At 71.0% G+C, this 18,365-nt stretch carries 16 protein-coding genes; 10 read left to right on the forward strand and 6 right to left on the reverse strand.

Annotated elements, in window-relative coordinates:
- Positions 1 to 223 precede the first annotated feature (223 nt).
- Positions 224 to 1,024, reverse strand: a complete 801-nt coding sequence (locus tag PUT80_RS41940; protein ID WP_275295478.1) for an alpha/beta hydrolase — start codon at positions 1,022 to 1,024, stop codon at positions 224 to 226.
- Between the two features lie 457 nt (positions 1,025 to 1,481).
- On the opposite strand from PUT80_RS41940, the gene PUT80_RS41945 reads away from it, so the two are divergent.
- The gene (locus PUT80_RS41945; RefSeq protein ID WP_275295479.1) at positions 1,482 to 2,003 is read left to right on the forward strand and encodes a 2'-5' RNA ligase family protein; all 522 of its coding nucleotides are present in this window, start codon (positions 1,482 to 1,484) and stop codon (positions 2,001 to 2,003) included.
- On the opposite strand, the gene PUT80_RS41950 is transcribed toward PUT80_RS41945, so the two are convergent.
- The 3 genes from PUT80_RS41950 to PUT80_RS41960 are packed head-to-tail and all read right to left on the reverse strand — an operon-like array spanning position 1,945 to position 4,083.
- Entirely contained in the window at positions 1,945 to 3,027 is a 1,083-nt protein-coding gene (locus PUT80_RS41950; protein WP_275295480.1) for a hypothetical protein, read from the reverse strand. The genes PUT80_RS41945 and PUT80_RS41950 overlap by 59 nt on opposite strands.
- 7 nt (positions 3,028 to 3,034) lie before the next feature.
- Positions 3,035 to 3,643: a hypothetical protein gene (locus PUT80_RS41955; RefSeq protein ID WP_238605710.1), complete on the reverse strand. Its 609-nt coding sequence runs from the start codon at positions 3,641 to 3,643 to the stop codon at positions 3,035 to 3,037.
- Positions 3,640 to 4,083 carry a hypothetical protein gene (locus PUT80_RS41960; protein WP_037815518.1) on the reverse strand — a complete coding sequence of 148 codons (444 nt, stop codon included), beginning with the start codon at positions 4,081 to 4,083 and terminating at the stop codon, positions 3,640 to 3,642. Before PUT80_RS41960 ends, PUT80_RS41955 begins: the two co-directional genes overlap by 4 nt.
- A gap of 224 nt (positions 4,084 to 4,307) precedes the next feature.
- On the opposite strand from PUT80_RS41960, the gene PUT80_RS41965 reads away from it, so the two are divergent.
- On the forward strand, positions 4,308 to 5,252 hold the full coding sequence (locus PUT80_RS41965) for an NAD-dependent epimerase/dehydratase family protein (RefSeq protein WP_037815517.1): 945 nt from the start codon (positions 4,308 to 4,310) through the stop codon (positions 5,250 to 5,252).
- Complete coding sequence (locus PUT80_RS41970) at positions 5,249 to 7,423, forward strand: glycosyltransferase family 2 protein (protein ID WP_134731290.1); 2,175 nt, start codon at positions 5,249 to 5,251, stop codon at positions 7,421 to 7,423. The genes PUT80_RS41965 and PUT80_RS41970 overlap by 4 nt, the downstream gene beginning before the upstream one ends.
- Here the strand turns inward: PUT80_RS41970 and PUT80_RS41975 are convergent.
- On the reverse strand, positions 7,353 to 7,859 hold the full coding sequence (locus tag PUT80_RS41975; RefSeq protein WP_043830087.1) for a GtrA family protein: 507 nt from the start codon (positions 7,857 to 7,859) through the stop codon (positions 7,353 to 7,355). The two genes, PUT80_RS41970 and PUT80_RS41975, sit on opposite strands and share 71 nt — an antisense overlap.
- A 188-nt stretch (positions 7,860 to 8,047) precedes the next feature.
- Between PUT80_RS41975 and PUT80_RS41980 the strand changes: the two genes are divergently transcribed.
- Genes PUT80_RS41980 through PUT80_RS42005 form a run of 6 tightly spaced genes read left to right on the forward strand, consistent with a single transcriptional unit; the run spans position 8,048 to position 16,481 of the window.
- Positions 8,048 to 9,205 (forward strand): NAD-dependent epimerase/dehydratase family protein, encoded by a 1,158-nt coding sequence (locus tag PUT80_RS41980; RefSeq protein ID WP_037815513.1) that lies wholly within the window; start codon positions 8,048 to 8,050, stop codon positions 9,203 to 9,205.
- Positions 9,206 to 9,255: 50 nt separating this feature from the next.
- The gene (locus tag PUT80_RS41985; RefSeq protein ID WP_275295481.1) at positions 9,256 to 10,626 is read left to right on the forward strand and encodes an SWIM zinc finger family protein; all 1,371 of its coding nucleotides are present in this window, start codon (positions 9,256 to 9,258) and stop codon (positions 10,624 to 10,626) included.
- Entirely contained in the window at positions 10,623 to 12,065 is a 1,443-nt protein-coding gene (locus PUT80_RS41990; protein ID WP_275295482.1) for a DUF5691 domain-containing protein, read from the forward strand. Before PUT80_RS41985 ends, PUT80_RS41990 begins: the two co-directional genes overlap by 4 nt.
- Positions 12,062 to 13,147, forward strand: coding sequence for an AAA family ATPase (locus PUT80_RS41995; RefSeq protein ID WP_037815508.1), 1,086 nt, complete (start codon positions 12,062 to 12,064; stop codon positions 13,145 to 13,147). The genes PUT80_RS41990 and PUT80_RS41995 overlap by 4 nt, the downstream gene beginning before the upstream one ends.
- The gene (locus PUT80_RS42000) at positions 13,144 to 15,324 is read left to right on the forward strand and encodes a DUF5682 family protein (RefSeq protein ID WP_275295483.1); all 2,181 of its coding nucleotides are present in this window, start codon (positions 13,144 to 13,146) and stop codon (positions 15,322 to 15,324) included. Before PUT80_RS41995 ends, PUT80_RS42000 begins: the two co-directional genes overlap by 4 nt.
- The gene (locus PUT80_RS42005; protein WP_275295484.1) at positions 15,321 to 16,481 is read left to right on the forward strand and encodes a VWA domain-containing protein; all 1,161 of its coding nucleotides are present in this window, start codon (positions 15,321 to 15,323) and stop codon (positions 16,479 to 16,481) included. The genes PUT80_RS42000 and PUT80_RS42005 overlap by 4 nt, the downstream gene beginning before the upstream one ends.
- 133 nt (positions 16,482 to 16,614) lie before the next feature.
- Here the strand turns inward: PUT80_RS42005 and PUT80_RS42010 are convergent, their stop codons facing one another.
- Entirely contained in the window at positions 16,615 to 17,505 is an 891-nt protein-coding gene (locus tag PUT80_RS42010; RefSeq protein ID WP_275295485.1) for a MerR family transcriptional regulator, read from the reverse strand.
- Between the two features lie 44 nt (positions 17,506 to 17,549).
- Between PUT80_RS42010 and PUT80_RS42015 the strand changes: the two genes are divergently transcribed.
- The gene (locus PUT80_RS42015; RefSeq protein WP_275295486.1) at positions 17,550 to 18,293 is read left to right on the forward strand and encodes a maleylpyruvate isomerase family mycothiol-dependent enzyme; all 744 of its coding nucleotides are present in this window, start codon (positions 17,550 to 17,552) and stop codon (positions 18,291 to 18,293) included.
- The last annotated feature ends 72 nt before the right edge of the window (positions 18,294 to 18,365 follow it).

An 18,365-nucleotide genomic window follows, 5' to 3' on the forward strand; every position in this document is an offset into this window, starting at 1 on the left:
TTTCTACAACAGTGTGCGGCGGCACTCCGCTATCGGGATGCTCAGCCCCGACAACTTCGAGCAGGCACTCCGAACGGCTGCCTGAACCCCTCGTAAGCCCCTGTCCACCATTCGGGGTGAACCTCAACCGACCTAGCACCACGCTAAACCGCGCACCACACGCCGCAGCACCGCCGCCACAGGAACAGCCGGGCCCCTCAGCCAGCAAGCACCCCACCCACCCTCACGTCACCGCACCACTCCCCTCCTCGACCCGGTCCAGCCATTCGTCCACCAGCGCCTCGAACAACACCGGCTGCTCGAACTGCAGGTTGTGCCCCGCCCGGTCGAGCACCGCGTAACTCGCCCGCGGATAGTGCCCCAGCAATCCGTACAACTCAGCGAATCCCGTAGACGCGTCCTGCCGACCGCACACGATCAGCGACGGTTTCCGGTACACCGGACCGCTTTCCGGATCGACCGACAGCTCCCAGCCCGACAGCATCCGCTGCAGCGCGGCCCGGTCGGCGGCCGCCAGACCAGGCGCGACGTCCGCGCGGAAGCGCGCCAGCGTCTCCTCGGACTGGACGACCGCCATCTCCCCGTACTCCGCCGCCTCCGCCGGATCGAGACTCGCCAGCAGGTCCGGGTCGGCGCGCAGCACCTCGTGCTCCGGCACGTCCCGCTCCAGCACCGGCACCGGGCGGCCGACCGGGCACACCAGCGCCAGCCCGGCGACCTGCTCGGGCCGCGCCCGCGTGAGCCCGCGCGCCAGATAGCCGCCGTACGACTCGCCGACCAGCAGGAACGGCTCGTCCCCGATCAGGTCGTCCACCAGGTCCGCCAGCCCCGCCACCAGGTCGTCCGACCCGCGCGCGGACCCGGCGGGCGACTCGCCCATGCCGGGCAGATCCGGGTAGATCCGCCGGAATCCGGGCCGCCGCGCGAAGACCGGCTCGAGACAGCCGGTCATCAGGCGGTGGTCCGGCATCCAGCCGTGGACGGCCAGCACCGGCGTGCCGGAACCGTGTTCGACGTAATGCATGTTCCCTCCCTGTTCGCCGGCCACCGTTGTACCGCACGGCACCGACAATTCCGGGACTCCGGCGGCCGGGAGGAGGCGGCGCCGGCCGCCGGGCGGCAATTCCGGGGGAATTCTCCGGAAAGTCAGCCGCGGGAGCTGATCAATTCTCTTTCGGGTGCCGGCCGGCCCGGGGCGGGACGGCGCGGAACACAAGCCAGCAGAAGGAAACCTGCCACGACGCCCAGGAGCACGTGGCCGGTGACGGCGCACAATCCGCACAATGCGGTCCATAGGACGATCTTCATCCACCGAGTGTAGGACCGCCGGGAATCGCCGTCGGCGGACTTGGGGAAGACTTAGGGTTCGGTTAAGCGGAATTCACCGGAAGAAGCAGAAAAGAAAGGGTTGCCTTTCCTTTACGCCGGGAAGCGGGGCCCTTGCGGTGCGACGGCGCGGGCGGTCCGGCAGGATCGGGGCCGTGCCCACGCCCGGAACCAGCGCGCTCGTCGTCACGCTCCCGTCCGCCGCCGTCCTGCTCGAAACCGCCGCGGCCGTCGACCCCGGACTCGTCCGTCCCGGTCTTCCGCCGCACGTCACGGCGCTGTACCCGTTCCTGCCCGCCGAACGGCTCACCGAACAGACCGACGCCGACGTCACGCAGCTCGCCGCGAGCTTCCCCGTAACGGATGTGCAGCTCACCGACCTCGTCGTCGCACCCGGATTCGTCGCAGCGGCCGCCCCGGCGCTCCAGCCCCTCGCCGACGCCGTGTGCGATCACTGGCCCGACGTGCCTCCGTACGGCGGACGCTTCGGAGCGCACCCGCCAGCGCACCTGACGATCGCCCTCGGCGGCACCGACGATCAGCGCGCCGAGGTCGCCGAACGCGCCCGAGCAGCGCTGCCGCTCACCGCCCGGGCGGACATGCTGCACCTCGTCGTGCTCACGGAGCAGGGTTGGCAGCTCCGGCTGTCGGCTCCGCTCGGAACTCCTGCGCGATAGCCCGCAGCCGAGCCACCTCAGCCGCGAACGCGGTCTCCTCGGGCAGCACCGGCGGCTCCGCGGACTGCTCAAGCACCGGCTCAGAACTGCGCAGCACCCGCACAGCCGCGCTCGGCGACAACTCAGGCCCGACCCCGGACAGCAGCAGTCCGTCGTTGATCTCGCTCATCATCGTCAGCAGCCGCTCCCGGCCGGTCCCCGACGCGTCGTCGAGCCGGACGACATCCGGGTACCGGGAAGCCAGGTGCTCCCGCAGCGGCCGGAGCACCGCCCGCGTCCGCGCATCGCGCACCGCCCGGCCCACCGCGGGCAACGCAGGCACCGTCAGCCCCACCACGACCAGCAGCACCGATACCGCCGGAAAGCCGACCGCGAGCGTGCACGGAACCGTCGAAAACGCGCCGCGGCACAGCTTCGTGACCGGATGCTCCGCGGTCAGATCGCTGATCAGGCCGACGATCTTGCCGATCAGATAAGCGAAAGCGAACACACAGGCCAGCAGCATGATGCCCAGCCCGGCCCGCAGCGCACCCGTACCCGCGCGCACCGCCCCGGCCGACACCACGGCGATGTCCGCCACCGCCAAACCCAGGTACAGCGTGTAGACGACGATGTACACGACCAGTGTCGGATTCGACCGGTACAGCTCGTCGAAGAGCCCGACGCCCGTCGGAAGCCCGCGCGTCGCGAAGAACGACGCAGTGAGCACGACGAGCGCGACAATCAACGCCCCGAGCCGCGCGCGCCGTCGGCGCTCTGCCACGCCACCGATCTCCGCGACAGTCACTTCGATGCCGTACGCGGCCACCATCGTCGCGAGGTTCGACAGCAGCCGCCCCAGACTCGGGTACAGCTGACTCTCGATCGCCTGCGCACTGTCGGCGAGCAAGCACAACGCGACGCCGAGGGCGATCAGGCTGGTCGCGAGACCCCCGCCAGCACCGGTCCGCCGTGCTCGCACCGCGCGCCAGATCCCGACCGCGACGGCGAGCAGGCCGACGCCGAAGAACAAAACGTCGATCATCCGCGCACTACCCGAGCAGCGACGCGAAGCGACGCGCGCGATCCGCTGCCGGGCCGGAAGCGCCTGGCCGCAGCTGCGCACCGCTCTCGGTGGCGGCGCTCATCAGGAACACGGCAATGAGCTCCGCTTCGTACTCGTCGGAATTCGTGGTGACGCGGGTGAGCAGATGCGACAGCAGGTGCGCGCTGAGATCCGGCGCGAGCGTCGCCGCTTCGGCGTCGGTGAGCACGCATTCGCCGCGGTGCTCGCACAGCAGGTGCGCGATTTCGTGGGCGATGATGTGGTCCTGGTGCAGCGACGACGTGCCCGCCGCGTACGCGATGAGGTCGAAGTCGTCGTGCCGCTGCCACGCGCCGGAGGGCTGGCCGGGCGCGTAGTCGACCGCGACCAGGTCGATGTCGCGGCCGCGGTGCCGTTCCAGCCGGTCGATCCACGCGTTCATCGACCACGGCCGCGGGGCGGGCACGTGCCGCAGCAGGTCGCGCACCCGGTCGCGGGCGCGCGCTCGCACGGTCGGGTCGATGTCCCCTCCCGAGGCGATCGGCGGCTGGACCAGCCTGGTGCACCAGGGGGTCCCCGGCGCTCCGGCCGCCGCCAGCATAGCCGCCCGGCTCACTCCGGCTTGCGTCCGCGCCGGGTGCGGTCGCGCCCCTCGGCGTAGCTGCCGAGCTGGTCCATCAGGGCGGAAACGGTCCGCCGGTCGCGCTCGGACAGCCGCATCGCGCGCTGCGCCAGGTCGCGGGCCTGGGTGTCGCGCCAGGCGACCACGTCGGCGACCTGCTCGTCGACCCGGCCGGCGACCTCGTCGTCGAAGAAGTAGGTGACCGGCACGCCGAAGAACCGCGCGAGCGCCTGGATGTGCGACCGCTTCGGGTCGCGCCGCGCGCCCACGGCGAGCTGCTGGACGTGCGTGGCCGACATGCTGACGCCGGTCACGTCCGCGACGCCCTGGGCGATCTCGCGGTAGGAGTAGGGCTTGCGGTCCGGCGGATGCACGGTCGCGATCAGGTGCGCCAGACGTTCCGCGAAGCTGCGCTCCCCCGCCTGCTCGGCCATGCCGCCCCCATCACCGTTCCGTCTCCGTAACAGCGACCAGCATAACCGTCCCGAAAACTTGACACCAGCCGTCCCGTTCCGGCTACACTCGCCCCGCGCATCGTTTAGAAAACTAAACACCGGGATCCGCGTGCGGTCGCTGGGGGTGCCCGCACGCGGTCCCGCGCTCGCGCGGGCGAGGGACGCACAAGTGACGCACAGGCTGCGGAGGTAGGTTGTGCGCCATGACACTCCCCCACAGTCCCGAAAGGACACCCGTCGTCGTCACCGGCGGCAGCGGTTTCATCGGCCGCGCTGTCGTGCGCGAGTTCCGTGAGCGCGGTTATCCGGTCACTGTCGTGGACCGCGTGCGCTACGAGACGACGGACGAGGGAGTGCGCGTCGTCGTCGGAGATCTGCGTGCCGCCGAAACGCGCGAAGCAGCTGTCGAGGCAGGCGTCGGCGGGATTGTGCACCTTGCTGCGCTGACGTCCGTACTGAAGTCCGTAGAGCTGCCGCGCGACACGTACGCGGAGAACGTTGCGGTGACACAAGAACTTCTCGAGCTGTGTCGCGTACGCGAGGTGCCGCGCTTCATTCTCGCGTCCACGAACGCAGTGATCGGCGATGTCGGCACTAACACCATCACGGTCGACCTGCCCACGAAGCCGCTTACGCCATACGGTGCCACGAAAGCGGCCTGCGAGATGCTGCTGTCGGGTTACGCGGGCGCGTACGGCATCACGACGTGCGCGCTGCGCTTCACCAACGTGTACGGGCCTGGCATGTCGCATAAAGACAGCTTCGTGCCGCGCATGATGCGTGCGGCGTTGAATAATGAAGGCGTGCGGGTGTACGGCACCGGCGAGCAACGTCGGGACCTCGTGCATGTAGACGACGTCGTGCGCGCGATCGTGCTCGCCTACGAAAGCGGCTACACCGGTCGCGCGATCGTCGGCGCCGGACGTTCGGTGTCCGTGCTGGAAATGGTCGAGACCGTGCGCGCGGTGACCGGGGCCGAGTTGCCGATCGAGCACGTGCCCGCGCCCGCCGGGGAGATGCCGGCGGTGGTCGTGGACGTCTCGGCGAGCGCGGAAACCATCGGCTACCGCCCGGAAATCACCCTCGCCGACGGTCTCGCCACCGCGTGGAAGTACTTCTCCGGACTGGACCGGGCCGAGGCGCCGTGACCGGATTCCTCCGGCGCCACGCGTTCCTGCTGGTGCTCCTCGCCGCGGGAACCACGCTGCGGGTGCTGTCCTGGATCGCCTACCGGCCCGCGCTGCTGTACATCGATTCCTTCCGCTACCTGGACAATCTGCAGGGCCTGCGCGCCGACGGGATCAACCCGGTCGGCTACGACCTGCTGCTGAAACCGCTGCTCGCGGTCGGCGGACTGTCGTTCGTCGCCGCCGTGCAGCACCTGGCCGGACTGGCGATCGCGGTCGGCATCTACGCGCTGGCCCGGCGGCTCGGCGCGCGCAACTGGGTGGGCGCGCTGGCCGCCGCGCCCCTGCTGCTCGACGCCTACCAGGTGCAGATCGAGCAGAACATCATGGCCGAGGTGCTGTTCGAGGCACTGCTGTTCGGGCTGCTGTGGCTGGTGCTGGCCAAGGGAAAACCGAACTGGCGGCGGATCGCGCTGGCCGGGCTCGTGGTCGGGTTCGGCGTGCTGGTGCGGCTGATCGGCGTCACGATCGCCGTGCCGTTCCTGCTCTACGTGCTCGCCGCGGGCAGCGCGTGGCGTTCGTGGCGCGGCTGGCGCGACGCCGGGGTCGGCTTGCTCGCGATCCTCGTCGTGGTGGTCCCGTACGCGGCGAAAGTCAAGGCGGAGACCGGAAACTGGGGCTTGAGCGGGCCGTCCGGCAGCATGCTCTACGGCCGGACCGCCGCGGTCGCGGACTGCGCGAAACTCCAGCTCGACCCGGTCGTGCGGCAGTTCTGTCCCACCGAACCGGTCGAGAACCGGCTGGTCGACAACTACACGCACGCCGACCTCGACCCGGCGTGGCCCGGCCCGCTGCCGCCCGGCGCGGACAAGGGCGTGCTGGCGCACGAATTCGCGATGACCGCGCTGAAAGCGCAGTGGTGGGACGTCGCGACGTCGATCCTCGGCGACTTCGGGAAGAGCTTCCAGTTCACCCGCTACACCGCGCCCACCGACGTGCCGATCGACCGGTGGCAGTTCCAGCTGACCTATCCGGAGTTCGCCGATCCCGCCGCGGTCAAGGCGGTCACCCAGCAGTACGACAGCACGGATCCCCAGGTCAACGAGCCGATCGCGGCGTTCCTGCGCGACTACCAGATCAACGGCGGGTTCGTGCCCGGCGCGGTGCTCGGGTTCTTCGCGCTGCTCGGCCTGCTGACCGTGCTGCGGCGCAAGAAACCCCGGCACCCTGCGCGCAGCGGGGCGTTGTTCGCTGCGGGCACTGGGTTGTTCCTGCTGTTCGGGTCCGCGGTGTTCGAGTTTTCCTGGCGCTACCAGCTTCCCGCGCTCGTGCTGTTGCCAGTCGCGGGTGCGCTCGGGTTCACGACGCTCACTGTGGCGAGCCGTCGCCGTCTCGGCAGTTATCCCGACTCTGTCGACGAAGGCGCGATCAAGGACTTCCACGACCGGCATCCCGGCGCGAAGCTGTCCGAACTGACCGTAGTGATCGCCGCGTACAACGAAGCCGGCGGCATCGGACAAGTGCTGGAGAAGATGCCGGACGAATGTCTCGGGCTGCCGGTAGACGTCCTGGTGGTCGTAGACGGCGGTACGGACAACACTGCGGCCATCGCGGAAGACCATGGCGCGTACGTGTGCGTCGCGCCGACTAACCGCGGCCAGGGCGCCGCGCTACGCCTCGGGTACCACCTTGCGGCCGAGAACGGCGCGAAGTACATCGTCACCACCGACGGCGACGGTCAGTACGACAACAGCGAAATGGCCGAGTTGCTCGCACCGCTGCTGGACGGCACTGCCGATTTCGTGACCGGCTCCCGGCGTTTGGGCCACGAAGAGGCCGACAGCCGGATGCGCTGGATCGGCGTGCGCGTGTTCGCGTGGCTCGCGTCTGTGCTCACCTGGCGGCGGATCACCGACACGTCGTTCGGATTCCGTTCGCTGCGCGCGGAACTGGCGTGCGCGATCCCGCTCAACGAACCGCAGTACCAGTCGTCGGAACTGCTGCTGGGCGCGACCGCGCAAGGCGCGCGCGTGCTCGAACGGCCGATGAGCATGCGACTGCGCAAGGCGGGCAAGAGCAAGAAGGGCGGCAGCGTCGTGTACGGCGCGAACTACGCGCGGGTCATGACAGGGACGTGGTGGCGCGGGTACGTGCTGCGCCGCGGTCGAAAACGAACCGGTCGAGCATCGTGAACTTCGCGACGAACACCAGCGCGTAGCTGAGCACGTACGCCGCGTCGAGCAGGACGACCCACCAGAAGTGCGGCAGGTGCAACGGCGCGAGCAGGTGGCCGGCGAGCGTCGTCAGGCCCACCGAGGCGAGGCCGCCGAGCGAGATGACGAGGACGTAGGGCAGCAGCTCGCGGACGGGTTCGGGACGGCCGCGGCGGCCCCACACCCAGCGCCGGGTGAGGAAGAAGTTCAGCACCGCCCCGGCCGCGAACGCGCACGCGCTGGCCAGCCATGGGGCCCCGCCCGCGGCGAGCACCGCGATCAGCGCGGCCTGGCTGAGCAGCGTGGCGGCCACCGAACTGGCGGCCGCGCGGACGAACCTGGCCAGGCCGCGGCGGCGCGGCTCGGGCGATTCTTCCGTCGTGCGCGGGTTCGCCGGGTTGGTTACCGTCGTCATAGTCCCAGTCTCCCCTCGGGCCGCCGGCTCCGCCGCGCGACCCCCCGGCCCACAGCGGATTCACAGCTGACTGCCAGCCGAACATCAGCGGCGGGCGATTAGGTTCGGATCTGCCACCGCGACATCCGGGCGTCGTGTACAACGAAAGGCCGTGCCTGTCGCGAAAACGAAAGGAAAGGGTGCTCCGGATGCGAGTGCTGGTTCTCGGCGGTGACGGCTACCTAGGCTGGCCCACTGCGCTCCACTTGTCGGACAAAGGCCACGAAGTGGCTGTTCTGGACAACTTCGCGCGGCGGCAGTACGACGTCGAGCTCGGCGCCGAGAGCCTCGTCCCCATCGAAGACCTGAGCACCCGCGTCGACGCGTGGCACGAGGTGTCCGGGAAGCGCATCACGAGCTACGAAGGCGACCTGCTCGACGCGGAATTCCTCTTCGACGCGGTGCGCGATTTCCGCCCCGCGGCGATCGTGCACTTCGCCGAGCAGCGGTCCGCGCCGTATTCGATGATCGACCGCGAGCACGCCGTCTACACGCAGCACAACAACGTGGTCGGCAACCTCAACCTGCTCTACGCGATCGCCGAGATCGACCCGGACATCCACCTGGTCAAGCTGGGAACGATGGGCGAGTACGGGACCCCGAACATCGACATCGAGGAAGGCTGGCTCGAGGTCGAGCACAACGGCCGCCGCGACCGGATGCTGTACCCGAAGAAGCCGGGCTCGTTCTACCACCTGTCGAAGGTGCACGACTCGCACAACATCGAGTTCGCCTGCCGGATCTGGGAACTGCGCGCGACCGACCTCAACCAGGGCGTCGTGTACGGCCAGCAGACGCCGCAGACCGCGCTCGACCCGCGCCTGGCCACGCGGTTCGACTACGACGCGGTGTTCGGCACGGTGCTCAACCGGTTCGTCATCCAGGCCGTGCTGGGGCAGCCGCTCACGGTGTACGGCAAGGGCGGGCAGACGCGCGGGCTGATCGACATCCGCGACACCGTCGAGTGCATCCGGCTGGCCGTGGAGAATCCGGCCGGGCGCGGCGAGTTCCGGGTCTTCAACCAGATGACCGAGAGCATGTCGGTGCGGGAGATCGCCGAACTCGTCGCCGACCGCTTCCCCGGGCCGGTGCAGATCGAGAACCTGGACAACCCGCGGGTGGAGCAGCCCGAGCACTACTACAACGTCAAGCACACCGGGCTGGTCGGGCTGGGGCTGGAGCCGCATCTGCTGTCGGACACGCTGATCGAGTCGATGTTCGACATCGTCGGCGCGAACAAGCACCGGGTGAACGACGACCGGCTGCGGCCCACGGTGCGCTGGCGCGGGGCGGTCGAATCCTCCTGATTTCCGCTGCTCTCCCCCGCCGCCCGCGGAAATTGTCGGTGGCGGGTGGGATGCTCTTCGAGTCAGCCCCCGAGGGGGAGAAGAACTGGAAGAGCGGCAAGGAAAACGTGGGGGACGAAGCAGCGGCGCGGTGGAGCCCGGAGCGGGTGCTCGAACTCGCGCCGGACGCCGCGTCGGCGAAAGCCGGGCGCGGGCAGGCGGCGCCGGCGAAGTGGTCGGACGCGGGCGCGTCCGACCGCGCGGTCTGGGGCGCGTGCCAAGGCAGCGGGAAGCGGCCGTACCAGACGATGGTGGAAACGGCCGGGCCCGCGTTCCGGTGCACCTGCCCGAGCCGGAAGTTCCCGTGCAAGCACGCGCTGGGGTTGCTGCTGCTCTGGGCTGACGGGCAGGTCCCCCGCGCGGAGGAGCCCGGATGGGTGCACCCGTGGCTGGACGAACGGGCCGCGCGAGCGGAGCGGGCCGAGAAGAAAACGGACGCGCCGAAGGATCTCGAAGCGGCCGCCAAGCGGGCGCAGGAACGGCTCGCGCGGGTCACCGCCGGAGCCGCTGAGCTGCGCGGATGGCTTGCCGACCGGGTGTCCGCCGGGTTCGCGGCGTTCGAACGCGGCGGCGCCGACGAGCTGTACACGGTCGCCTCGCGCATGGTCGACGCGCAAGCTCCCGGGCTGGCGAACGGCCTGCGCCGGGCGGCGGCGCTGGTCGGCCGCGGCCGGGACTGGCCGGATCGGCTGCTGGCCGAGTTGTCGCTGGTGTACGTGCTCGCGGACGCGGCGAGCAGGCTGGAGTCGCTGCCTGCCGGGCTCGCCGACACCGTCCGGACCCGGCTCGGGTTCTCGGTGAGCAACGCGCAGGTGCTGGAGTCCGGCGAACGGGTGCCGGACCAATGGCTGGTCACCGGCGCGATCGACGAGGAGCAGGAATCGCTGCGCAGCAGGCGCACGTGGCTGCGGGGCAAACGCAGCGGCCGGCACGCGCTGGTGCTGTCGTTCGCTCCGCCCGGGCGTCCGCTGGACAGTTCGCTGCCGCCGGGATACGTCGTCGCGGGCGAGCTGGTGTTCCACCCGGGCGCGGTGCCGCTGCGGGCGGTGTTCGACCACCGGGAGGAGCCCGTCGCTCCGGAAAGCGGGCCGGTGGGCGGCACCTTCGCTGCCGCGCTGGCCGAACACGCCGCCGCGCTCGCGGCTGATCCTTGGCTGGACCGGTGGCCGGTGCTGGTGAGCGATCTTCGCCCGGCGCGGCACGGGGAGGGATGGGCACTGTCCGATGTGGACGGTGCAGCGCTGCCGCTGGTGCCTTCGGTGGATCCGTGGCCGCTGCTGGCGCTCGCGGCCGAGCGGCCGGTCACGGTGGCCGCGGAGTGGACGACAGCGGGGCTGCGGCCGTTGAGCTGCTGGCATCGCGACGGGATGGTGCGACTGTGACTGCCTGGAACGATCTCGTCAGCACCGTCCTGCTCGGCACCCGCCGCCGGACCCTCGACCCGGCCGGATTACCGCCCGGCGTAACGGAAATCGCCGGACACCGCACCGAGCCCGCCGACCAAGCGCTCGTCGCGGCAGCGGCGTACACCGGCTATCGGCGCGCCGGGCAGCGACCGCTCACCGGCATCGAACCCGAACCCGCCGCGGCGGAGGACACCCGCCCGTTCATCCCGAACGTGGCGCGGGCGCGGCTCGGGCACCTGCTCTCCGCGAACCGGCCGGAGCTGGTCGAGGAATGGCTCGCCACGGTGGCGCACAAGGGATTCCGCGTCCCGGCCGAGCGGCTGCCCGCGTTGGCCGACGCGGCACGGACCCGGGTGTCGCTGCGGGCGCCGCTCGCGACGGTCGCCGGGCCGGTCGGCGCGTGGCTCGGTGAGCGGAACCCGGATTGGGCGTTCCTGGTCGCCGCCGACGACGACACCAGCGACGACGCCTGGCAGTTCGGCACCGCCGCGCGTCGGCAGGCCTGGCTGGAACGCGTGCTCGCCGCCGATCCCGCCCGCGCGCGGGAGACGCTCGCCGCGGCTTGGGGGAACGAACCGGCCGACGTCCGGGCGACGTTCCTGACCTTGCTCGGCGAGCACCTCACCGAGGAGGACGAGCCGTTCGTCGAAGCCGCGCTCGGCGACCGGGCGGCCGGGGTGCGCGAGATCGCGCTGCGGCTGATCGGCCGGTACCCCGATTCGGCCTCCGGGGAGCGGATGATCGAACGGCTGCGCGCCTGCGTCACCGTACGCAGCCGTGCGCTGCGGGCCGACGTCCTCGAATTCACCCCGCCCGAACCGGACGAGAGCCTGATCCGCGACGGCATCCGCGTCCCGGCCGGGCCCGGGCAGGGCACCGCCCGGCTGCGCGCGATCATCGCCGCCACTCCCCTGCGGTTCTGGGCCGAGTACGGCACCCCGGGCGAACTGGCTGGGATGCTCGTCGAAGGCCCGCCGCTGAACGTGGTGCGCGAAAGCTGGGCCACCGCCGCGCTTCGGCAGCGCGACGAGCAATGGGCGCAAGCCCTCGTGGAAGCCGAACCGGGCGGGCGCAGCACCGCCGCGCTCATCGGCGTGCTGTCGCCCGAACAACAGGCCGCCACGGTCGCGAAGCTGACCCGCGGGCTGCCGGTCGAAGCCCTCACCCGGCTCATCCTCGACCTGCCGCAGCCGTGGCCCGCCGCGCTCGGCACGGTGCTGCTCGACTGGGTCGCCGGGCAGCGCGACCACCGGCTGGTCGCGCACGCGGCCGCGCTGATCGCGAAAGCCGTGCCCGTCGCCTGCCTCGGCCACCCGCTGGCCGAGATCCCGCTTCCCGGCGAGGCCGCCCCGTGGCGGCGCGCAGTCGCCGAAACCCTGTCCTTCCGCCGTGAAATGCACAAGGAGCTCGCATGACGTCCCCCGTCCTCCGGCCGCACGCCGAACAGGAATACGCCGGCGAACTGGCCGCTCTCGCCGCGGCCGACGACCGGGCGAAACCGCCGTCGTGGCGGCTGTCCCCGTGGGCGGTGGTCACCTACCTGCTCGGCGGGAAACTCGACGACGGCACCGAGATCAGCCCGAAGTACGTCGGTCCGCGACGGCTGATCGAGGTCGCGGTCGCCACCCTCGCCACCGACCGCGCGCTGCTGCTGCTCGGCGTGCCGGGCACGGCGAAGACCTGGGTGTCCGAACACCTCGCGGCGGCGATCAGCGGGGACTCCACGCTGCTCGTCCAGGGCACCGCGGGCACCGCCGAGGAGCAGATCCGCTACGGCTGGAACTACGCGCGGCTCATCGCCGAAGGGCCGAGCGACCAGGCGCTGGTCGAAAGCCCGATCCTGCGCGCGATGCGCGACGGCAAGGTCGCGCGGCTCGAGGAACTCACCCGGATCCCGGCGGACGTGCAGGACTCGCTCATCACGATCCTGTCCGAGAAGACGCTGCCGATCCCCGAACTGGGCTCCGAGGTGCAGGCCCGGCCCGGGTTCACGCTGGTGGCCACGGCGAACAACCGGGACAAGGGCGTCAACGAGCTGTCGAGCGCGCTGCGGCGGCGGTTCAACACCGTCGTGCTGCCGCTGCCGGACACCGCCGAAGCCGAGGTGGACATCGTCCGGCGGCGGGTCGGTCAGCTCGGCGCCGCGCTGTCGCTGCCCGCCGAAGCCGCCGATCTCGCCGAAATCCGCCGGGTGGTCACGGTGTTCCGCGAGTTGCGGGCCGGCCGCACCGAGGACGGCCGCACCGCGGTCAAAACCCCGTCAGGCACGCTCTCGACCGCCGAGGCGATCAGCGTGCTCACCGGCGGTCTCGCGCTGGCCGCCCACTTCGGCGACGGCGTGCTGCGCGCGCAGGACGTCGCGGCGGGGATCCACGGTGCGGTGGTGAAGGATCCGGTCGCGGACAGCGCGATTTGGAGCGAGTACCTGGAGACCGTGGTGCGCGAGCGGGAAGGCTGGGCCGACTTCTACCGGGCAGGCCAGGAGATCGCCGGATGACCACTCACCTCCTCGGGATCCGGCACCACGGTCCCGGTTCGGCGCGGGCGGTCGCCGCCCGGCTCGCCGAGCTGGAACCGGACGTGGTGCTGATCGAGGGACCGCCGGAAGCGGACCAGCTCGTCGATCTCGCCGCGGACGACGGCATGCGGCCGCCGGTGGCGCTGCTGGCGTACGCGTCCGACGACGTGTCGCGCGCGGCGTTCTGGCCGTTCGCGGTGTTCAGCCCGGAATGGCAGGCCCTGCGGTACGCCGCCGCGGCCGGTGTCCCGGTGAAGTTCTGCGATCTCCCCGCCGCACACCAGTTCGCGCTCGGCGAGGAACGGACCGCACCGCGCACCGACCCGCTCGCGGAGCTCGCCGCGGCGGGCGGATACGACGATCCGGAACGCTGGTGGGACGACTTCGTCGAATCCCGGCGAGGCGAGGAATCGCCGTTCGAGGTGATCGCCGACGCGATGACCGCGCTGCGCGAGGGCGACCGGCCGGACGATCCGCACGAGCAGCGGCGCGAGGCGTACATGCGCAACGTGCTGCGCAAGACGCGGAAGGAAGGCTACGAACGGATCGCCGTGGTGTGCGGGGCCTGGCACGTGCCCGCGCTGGCCGATCCGCTTCCGCCCGCGTCCAAGGACCAGGCTGTCCTCAAAGGACTCCCGAAGCGGAAGGTCGTGTGCACGTGGGTGCCGTGGACGCACGGCAGGCTCGCGTCGGTCACCGGCTACGGCGCGGGCGTCCGCTCTCCCGGCTGGTACCACCACCTGTTCAGCACCTCCGCCGACGTCACCACCCGGTGGCTCACCGCCGTCGCCGGGGTGCTGCGCGAAGAAGACCTGCCGGTCTCCACCGCGCACGTGATCGAAGCGGTGCGGCTGGCCGACACGCTGGCCGCCCTGCGCGGCCGGTCGTCCGCCGGACTGGCCGAGGTCGACGCCGCCACCCGCGCGGTCCTGTGCGGAGGCGACGACGTCCAGGCCGACCTGGTCACGCAACGGCTCGTGGTCGGCGAGCTGCTCGGCGAGGTCCCGGACCACGTGCCGCAAGCACCGCTGGCCGCCGACCTGATCGCCACCGCCCGACGGCTCCGGCTCAAACGCGAACCTCAAGCGCGGGAACTGGATCTGGACCTGCGCACCCCCGGCGGTCTCGACCGCTCGCGCCTGCTGCACCGGCTGCAGATCCTCGGCATCCCCTGGGGCGAACCGGAACTGTCCTCGGTGCGCAACAAAGGCACCTTCCGCGAGACCTGGACTTTGTGCTGGGAACCAGGTTTCGAGGTCGACCTGGTCGCAGCCGCGGTCCACGGCACCACCGTGCCCGCCGCCGCCACCGCGGTCGTGCGCGAAACCGTCGCCGAATCTCCGCCGCTCGCCGACATCACCGCAGCGGTAGAACGCTGCCTCCTCGCTGACCTGGGCGACGCCCTGCCGGAAACCCTCGCCGCTCTGGACACCCGCGCCGCCGCCGACGCGGACGTCGCGCACCTCATGACTGCGCTGCCGCCACTGGCGCGGGCAACCCGCTACGGCGACGTCCGTAGCACCGACACCGCGCAATTGCAAGAAGTCGCCGACCGGATCCTCACCCGGGTCTGCGCCGGCCTTCCGCCTGCCGTGCACGGGATCGACGAGGAAGCCGCCGCACAGTTCTGCGAACTCATCGACGACGTCCACGAAGCCACCGACCTGCTCGGCGACGCCGCCCGCGACCGCTGGTTCACCGCACTGGCCCGCCTCTCCACCCGCGACGCCCTGCCCCCGCTGCTGGCTGGCCGCATCGTGCGCCTGCTGCACGACGCCGACCTGCTGGACGGCGCAGAGGTCGAACTCCGGCTGAGCCGCATGCTCACCCCCGGCATCGCTCCGACCGACGGCGCGGCCTACGTCGAAGGCTTCTTCTCCGGCGGCGCGCTCCTGCTGGTCCACGACGAACGCATGCTGCGCGTCGTCGACACCTGGCTGACCTCGATCCCGCCCGAGGTCTTCACCGAGGTGCTTCCCTTGCTGCGCCGCACTTTCGGCGCCTTCGCCAGTCCGGAAAAACGCGCCATCGGCGAACGCGCCGCCACCCTGTCCGGCACTCGCCGGGTCGAGCCGGCGCTCGCCGAAGACCTGGACGAAATCCGCGCCGCAGCCGCCCTGCCGGTCTTCGCCACCCTCCTGGGAGCCGCCCCGTGACCACCGACCCCGAACGCCTCCGCCGCTGGCGCCTAGTGCTGGGCGGAGATTCCGACGGCACCGGCCACGCACTGTCCGAAGGGGACACCGGCGTCGACAACGTGCTGGCCGCTCTCTACGACGAGCGCCCCAAAAACTCCCGCAGCAGCGGCGACCGCAGCGGCGGCCTGCAAGCCTCCGCACCGCGAGTCGCGCGCTGGCTCGGCGACATCCGGAAGTACTTCCCCGGCTCCGTAGTCCAAGTCATGCAACGCGACGCCGTAGACCGCCTGGGCATCACCCGGATGCTGCTGGAACCGGAACTGCTCAGCGCCGTGGAACCGGACGTCCACCTGGTCGGAACCCTGTTGTCCCTCAACAACGTCCTGCCCGAGGAGACGAAGGAAACCGCACGCACCGTCGTACGCAAAGTCGTCACCGAGCTCGAGGAACGCCTAGCCGAACGCACCCGAGCAGCAGTCCGCGGTGCACTGGACCGTGCCGCCCGCACCCAACGCCCCCGAGGCGCGGACATCGACTGGGACCGCACCGTCCGCCGGAACCTGAAGCACTACTCGCCCACACTGAAAACCATTGTGCCCGAACAGCTTTTCGGCTTCGGCCGCCGAGAACAAAGCGTCCGCCGCGACGTGATCCTCGCGGTCGACCAGTCCGGCTCAATGGCAGAATCCGTGGTGTATTCAGGCGTTTTCGGTGCCGCCCTGGCCTCAATGCGCGCCCTGAGCACGAAATTCGTCGCGTTCGACACGGCGGTCGCCGACCTGTCCGACCACCTGGACGACCCGGTCGACGTCCTCTTCGGCACCCAACTAGGCGGCGGCACCGACATCAACCGCGCATTGGCGTACTGCCAAGGACTCGTGGAACGCCCCGAACAAACCCTCCTGGTGCTGATCAGCGACCTGTACGAAGGCGGAGTACGGGACGATCTGCTGCGCCGAGTCGCAGACCTGGTGGGATCCGGAGTGCAAGTGGTCACGCTGCTGGCACTGTCGGACTCGGGAGCGCCGTTCTACGACCACGAAAACGCCGCAGCGCTCAGCGAACTGGGGGTGCCCGCTTTCGCCTGCACGCCGGACCTCTTCCCGGATCTGATGGCCGCCGCACTCCGAAGGGAGGACCTGACCCGCTGGGCCGCCGCAGCGACCGCGCAATGAGCCGGAACGTTGTGGCCGAGCTCGCCGGGAACGGTTCGGCGAGCGCGGGCTAGGGAGCGAACCCCCGCTCGCTGGCCCCTCCAGCCCAGCGAAACGCGTCGCGCGAGCCGACACGTTTCCCGCTCGAGAGATCTCAGCCAGCCGAGCGGTCCAGCGCGTCCAGCAGCCAGGTGTGCGCGACCCCGACCGGCGCGGCTTCTCCAGTGATCTCGCCCGCGAGACGCCAATAGCGGCGCACCTGCGGATGCCGATCGCCAGCGGTGCGCCGTCGCAGAGTGCGGCGGAACTCCGGGGTGTCGCCGGTGCCGGACGCGGCGGCGTGGGCTGCGGCGAAACGGTCGAGTGCGGGTCCTGCCTCCGGCTCGGCTCCGGCCGCTACCTGCGGGCACGCCAGTTCGCAGGCCTCGCCGACGCCTTCGTGGAGAGCGCCCAGGTGAGTGACCAGCGTGCTCGCCCGCAGCCGGGCGGCGAACGCGCGGTCGGCGGCGAGCAGCACTAACTCGGCGTAGGCGACGACCTGCGCTGGGGTCGGCAGTTCCGGCGGCCGCGGCGCGCTCGCGGCGAGGAACATGTCTGCCGTGTCCGGCGGGACGGCACCGGTGGCCATCGGGTGCCAAAGGCGGACCAGGGCCGCATGCGCGGCGAAGCCGTCCGTCGCGGCGGACAGCAGCTCGAGCCGGGCGGGGCGGGCGGCAGGCGGTGCCTCCTCGACGGCGCGGAGGGCTGAGCGTCGCCACGCCAGCGTCGTCAGCTCGCGGTCCAGCGCGGCGCGCTCTGCGGACACGGCGTCGGAAAGGGAACGTTCTCCGGCAAGGACGTCCATGATCGGCTTCAAGCTCAGCCCGAGTCCGCGCAAGCGCCGCACCAGAACGAGGCGGTTGACGTCCGCCGGGTCGAATCGGCGGTGTCCGCCGGCGCTGCGCACGGGTGCCAGCAGTCCCTCGTCGCAGTAAAAGCGGATCGTGCGGACGGGCACGCCGGTGCGCCGCGCCAGGTCGCCGATCCCGAGTGTGTCGCCGGTCACTTCCGATGGAACCTCCAGCCGGGTGGAGTTCCTACGGTACGGCCATGGATCTCGACACCGCACGACTTGTCCAGGGATTGCACCAACACACGGAGGAATTCGCGAAGGCGGTCGCCGGCGCGGATCCGGAGGCTCCGGTGCCCACCTGCCCGGAGTGGCCGCTGCGAGTGCTGGCCGGTCACGTCGGCCAGGCGCACCGCTGGGCGGCGGACCTCATCCGGTCCGGCCCGGCCCCGGTCCCCAACCCGTTCGAGGCGGACCCAGGCGCACCCGGCGAATGGCCGGCCTGGCTCCAAGCGGGCGCCGCGGACCTCGCCGACGCGGTGCTCGCTGCCGCCGACCGTCCAGTGTGGACCTACTTCGGCCCGCGACCGGCGACGTTCTGGCTGCGCCGCATGCTCCACGACACGACGGTGCACCACGCGGACGCGGCCTTCGCCACCGGGACCGCGTTCGCGGTGGCGCCGGACCTCGCGGCCGACGCGATCAGCGAGTGGCTGGAAATGCTGTCCCATCCGGTCATGGCGACCCTGAGACCGGGTTTCTCGGCCCTGCGCGGCACCGGCCAGACGCTCCAGCTCCGACCTGGCGACGGCGCGGGCTGGCTGATCACCCGCACTCCCGACGGCGTCCGGTGGACGCGCGCCGCGGACGCCGCGGACGCGACGCTGACAGGTTCGGTCCAGGACCTCCTGCTGGTGCTCACCCGGCGCCTGCCAGCCGACCGGGTAACGATCACCGGCGATCGCGACCTGGCCGACCACTGGCTGGCTCACTCGGCGGCGTGAGCGCGTCGAACTCCCGGAACCCAGGCTGCCGAACCCTCGACCTGTCGAGTCCAGCAGCCTGGGTTCCTTTTC

The organism is Amycolatopsis sp. La24, from assembly GCF_029087445.1.
GTDB classification, from domain to species: domain Bacteria; phylum Actinomycetota; class Actinomycetes; order Mycobacteriales; family Pseudonocardiaceae; genus Amycolatopsis; species Amycolatopsis nivea.

Coding starts and splice junctions, on each gene's coding strand:
- PUT80_RS41940 (WP_275295478.1), bottom strand. CDS start 1,024: ATGCATTACGTCGAACACGGTTCCGGCACGCCGGTGCTGGCCGTCCAC.
- PUT80_RS41950 (WP_275295480.1), bottom strand. CDS start 3,027: ATGATCGACGTTTTGTTCTTCGGCGTCGGCCTGCTCGCCGTCGCGGTC.
- PUT80_RS41960 (WP_037815518.1), bottom strand. CDS start 4,083: ATGGCCGAGCAGGCGGGGGAGCGCAGCTTCGCGGAACGTCTGGCGCAC.
- PUT80_RS41965 (WP_037815517.1), top strand. CDS start 4,308: ATGACACTCCCCCACAGTCCCGAAAGGACACCCGTCGTCGTCACCGGC.
- PUT80_RS41975 (WP_043830087.1), bottom strand. CDS start 7,859: ATGACGACGGTAACCAACCCGGCGAACCCGCGCACGACGGAAGAATCG.
- PUT80_RS41980 (WP_037815513.1), top strand. CDS start 8,048: ATGCGAGTGCTGGTTCTCGGCGGTGACGGCTACCTAGGCTGGCCCACT.
- PUT80_RS41985 (WP_275295481.1), top strand. CDS start 9,256: ATGCTCTTCGAGTCAGCCCCCGAGGGGGAGAAGAACTGGAAGAGCGGC.
- PUT80_RS41995 (WP_037815508.1), top strand. CDS start 12,062: ATGACGTCCCCCGTCCTCCGGCCGCACGCCGAACAGGAATACGCCGGC.
- PUT80_RS42000 (WP_275295483.1), top strand. CDS start 13,144: ATGACCACTCACCTCCTCGGGATCCGGCACCACGGTCCCGGTTCGGCG.
- PUT80_RS42015 (WP_275295486.1), top strand. CDS start 17,550: ATGGATCTCGACACCGCACGACTTGTCCAGGGATTGCACCAACACACG.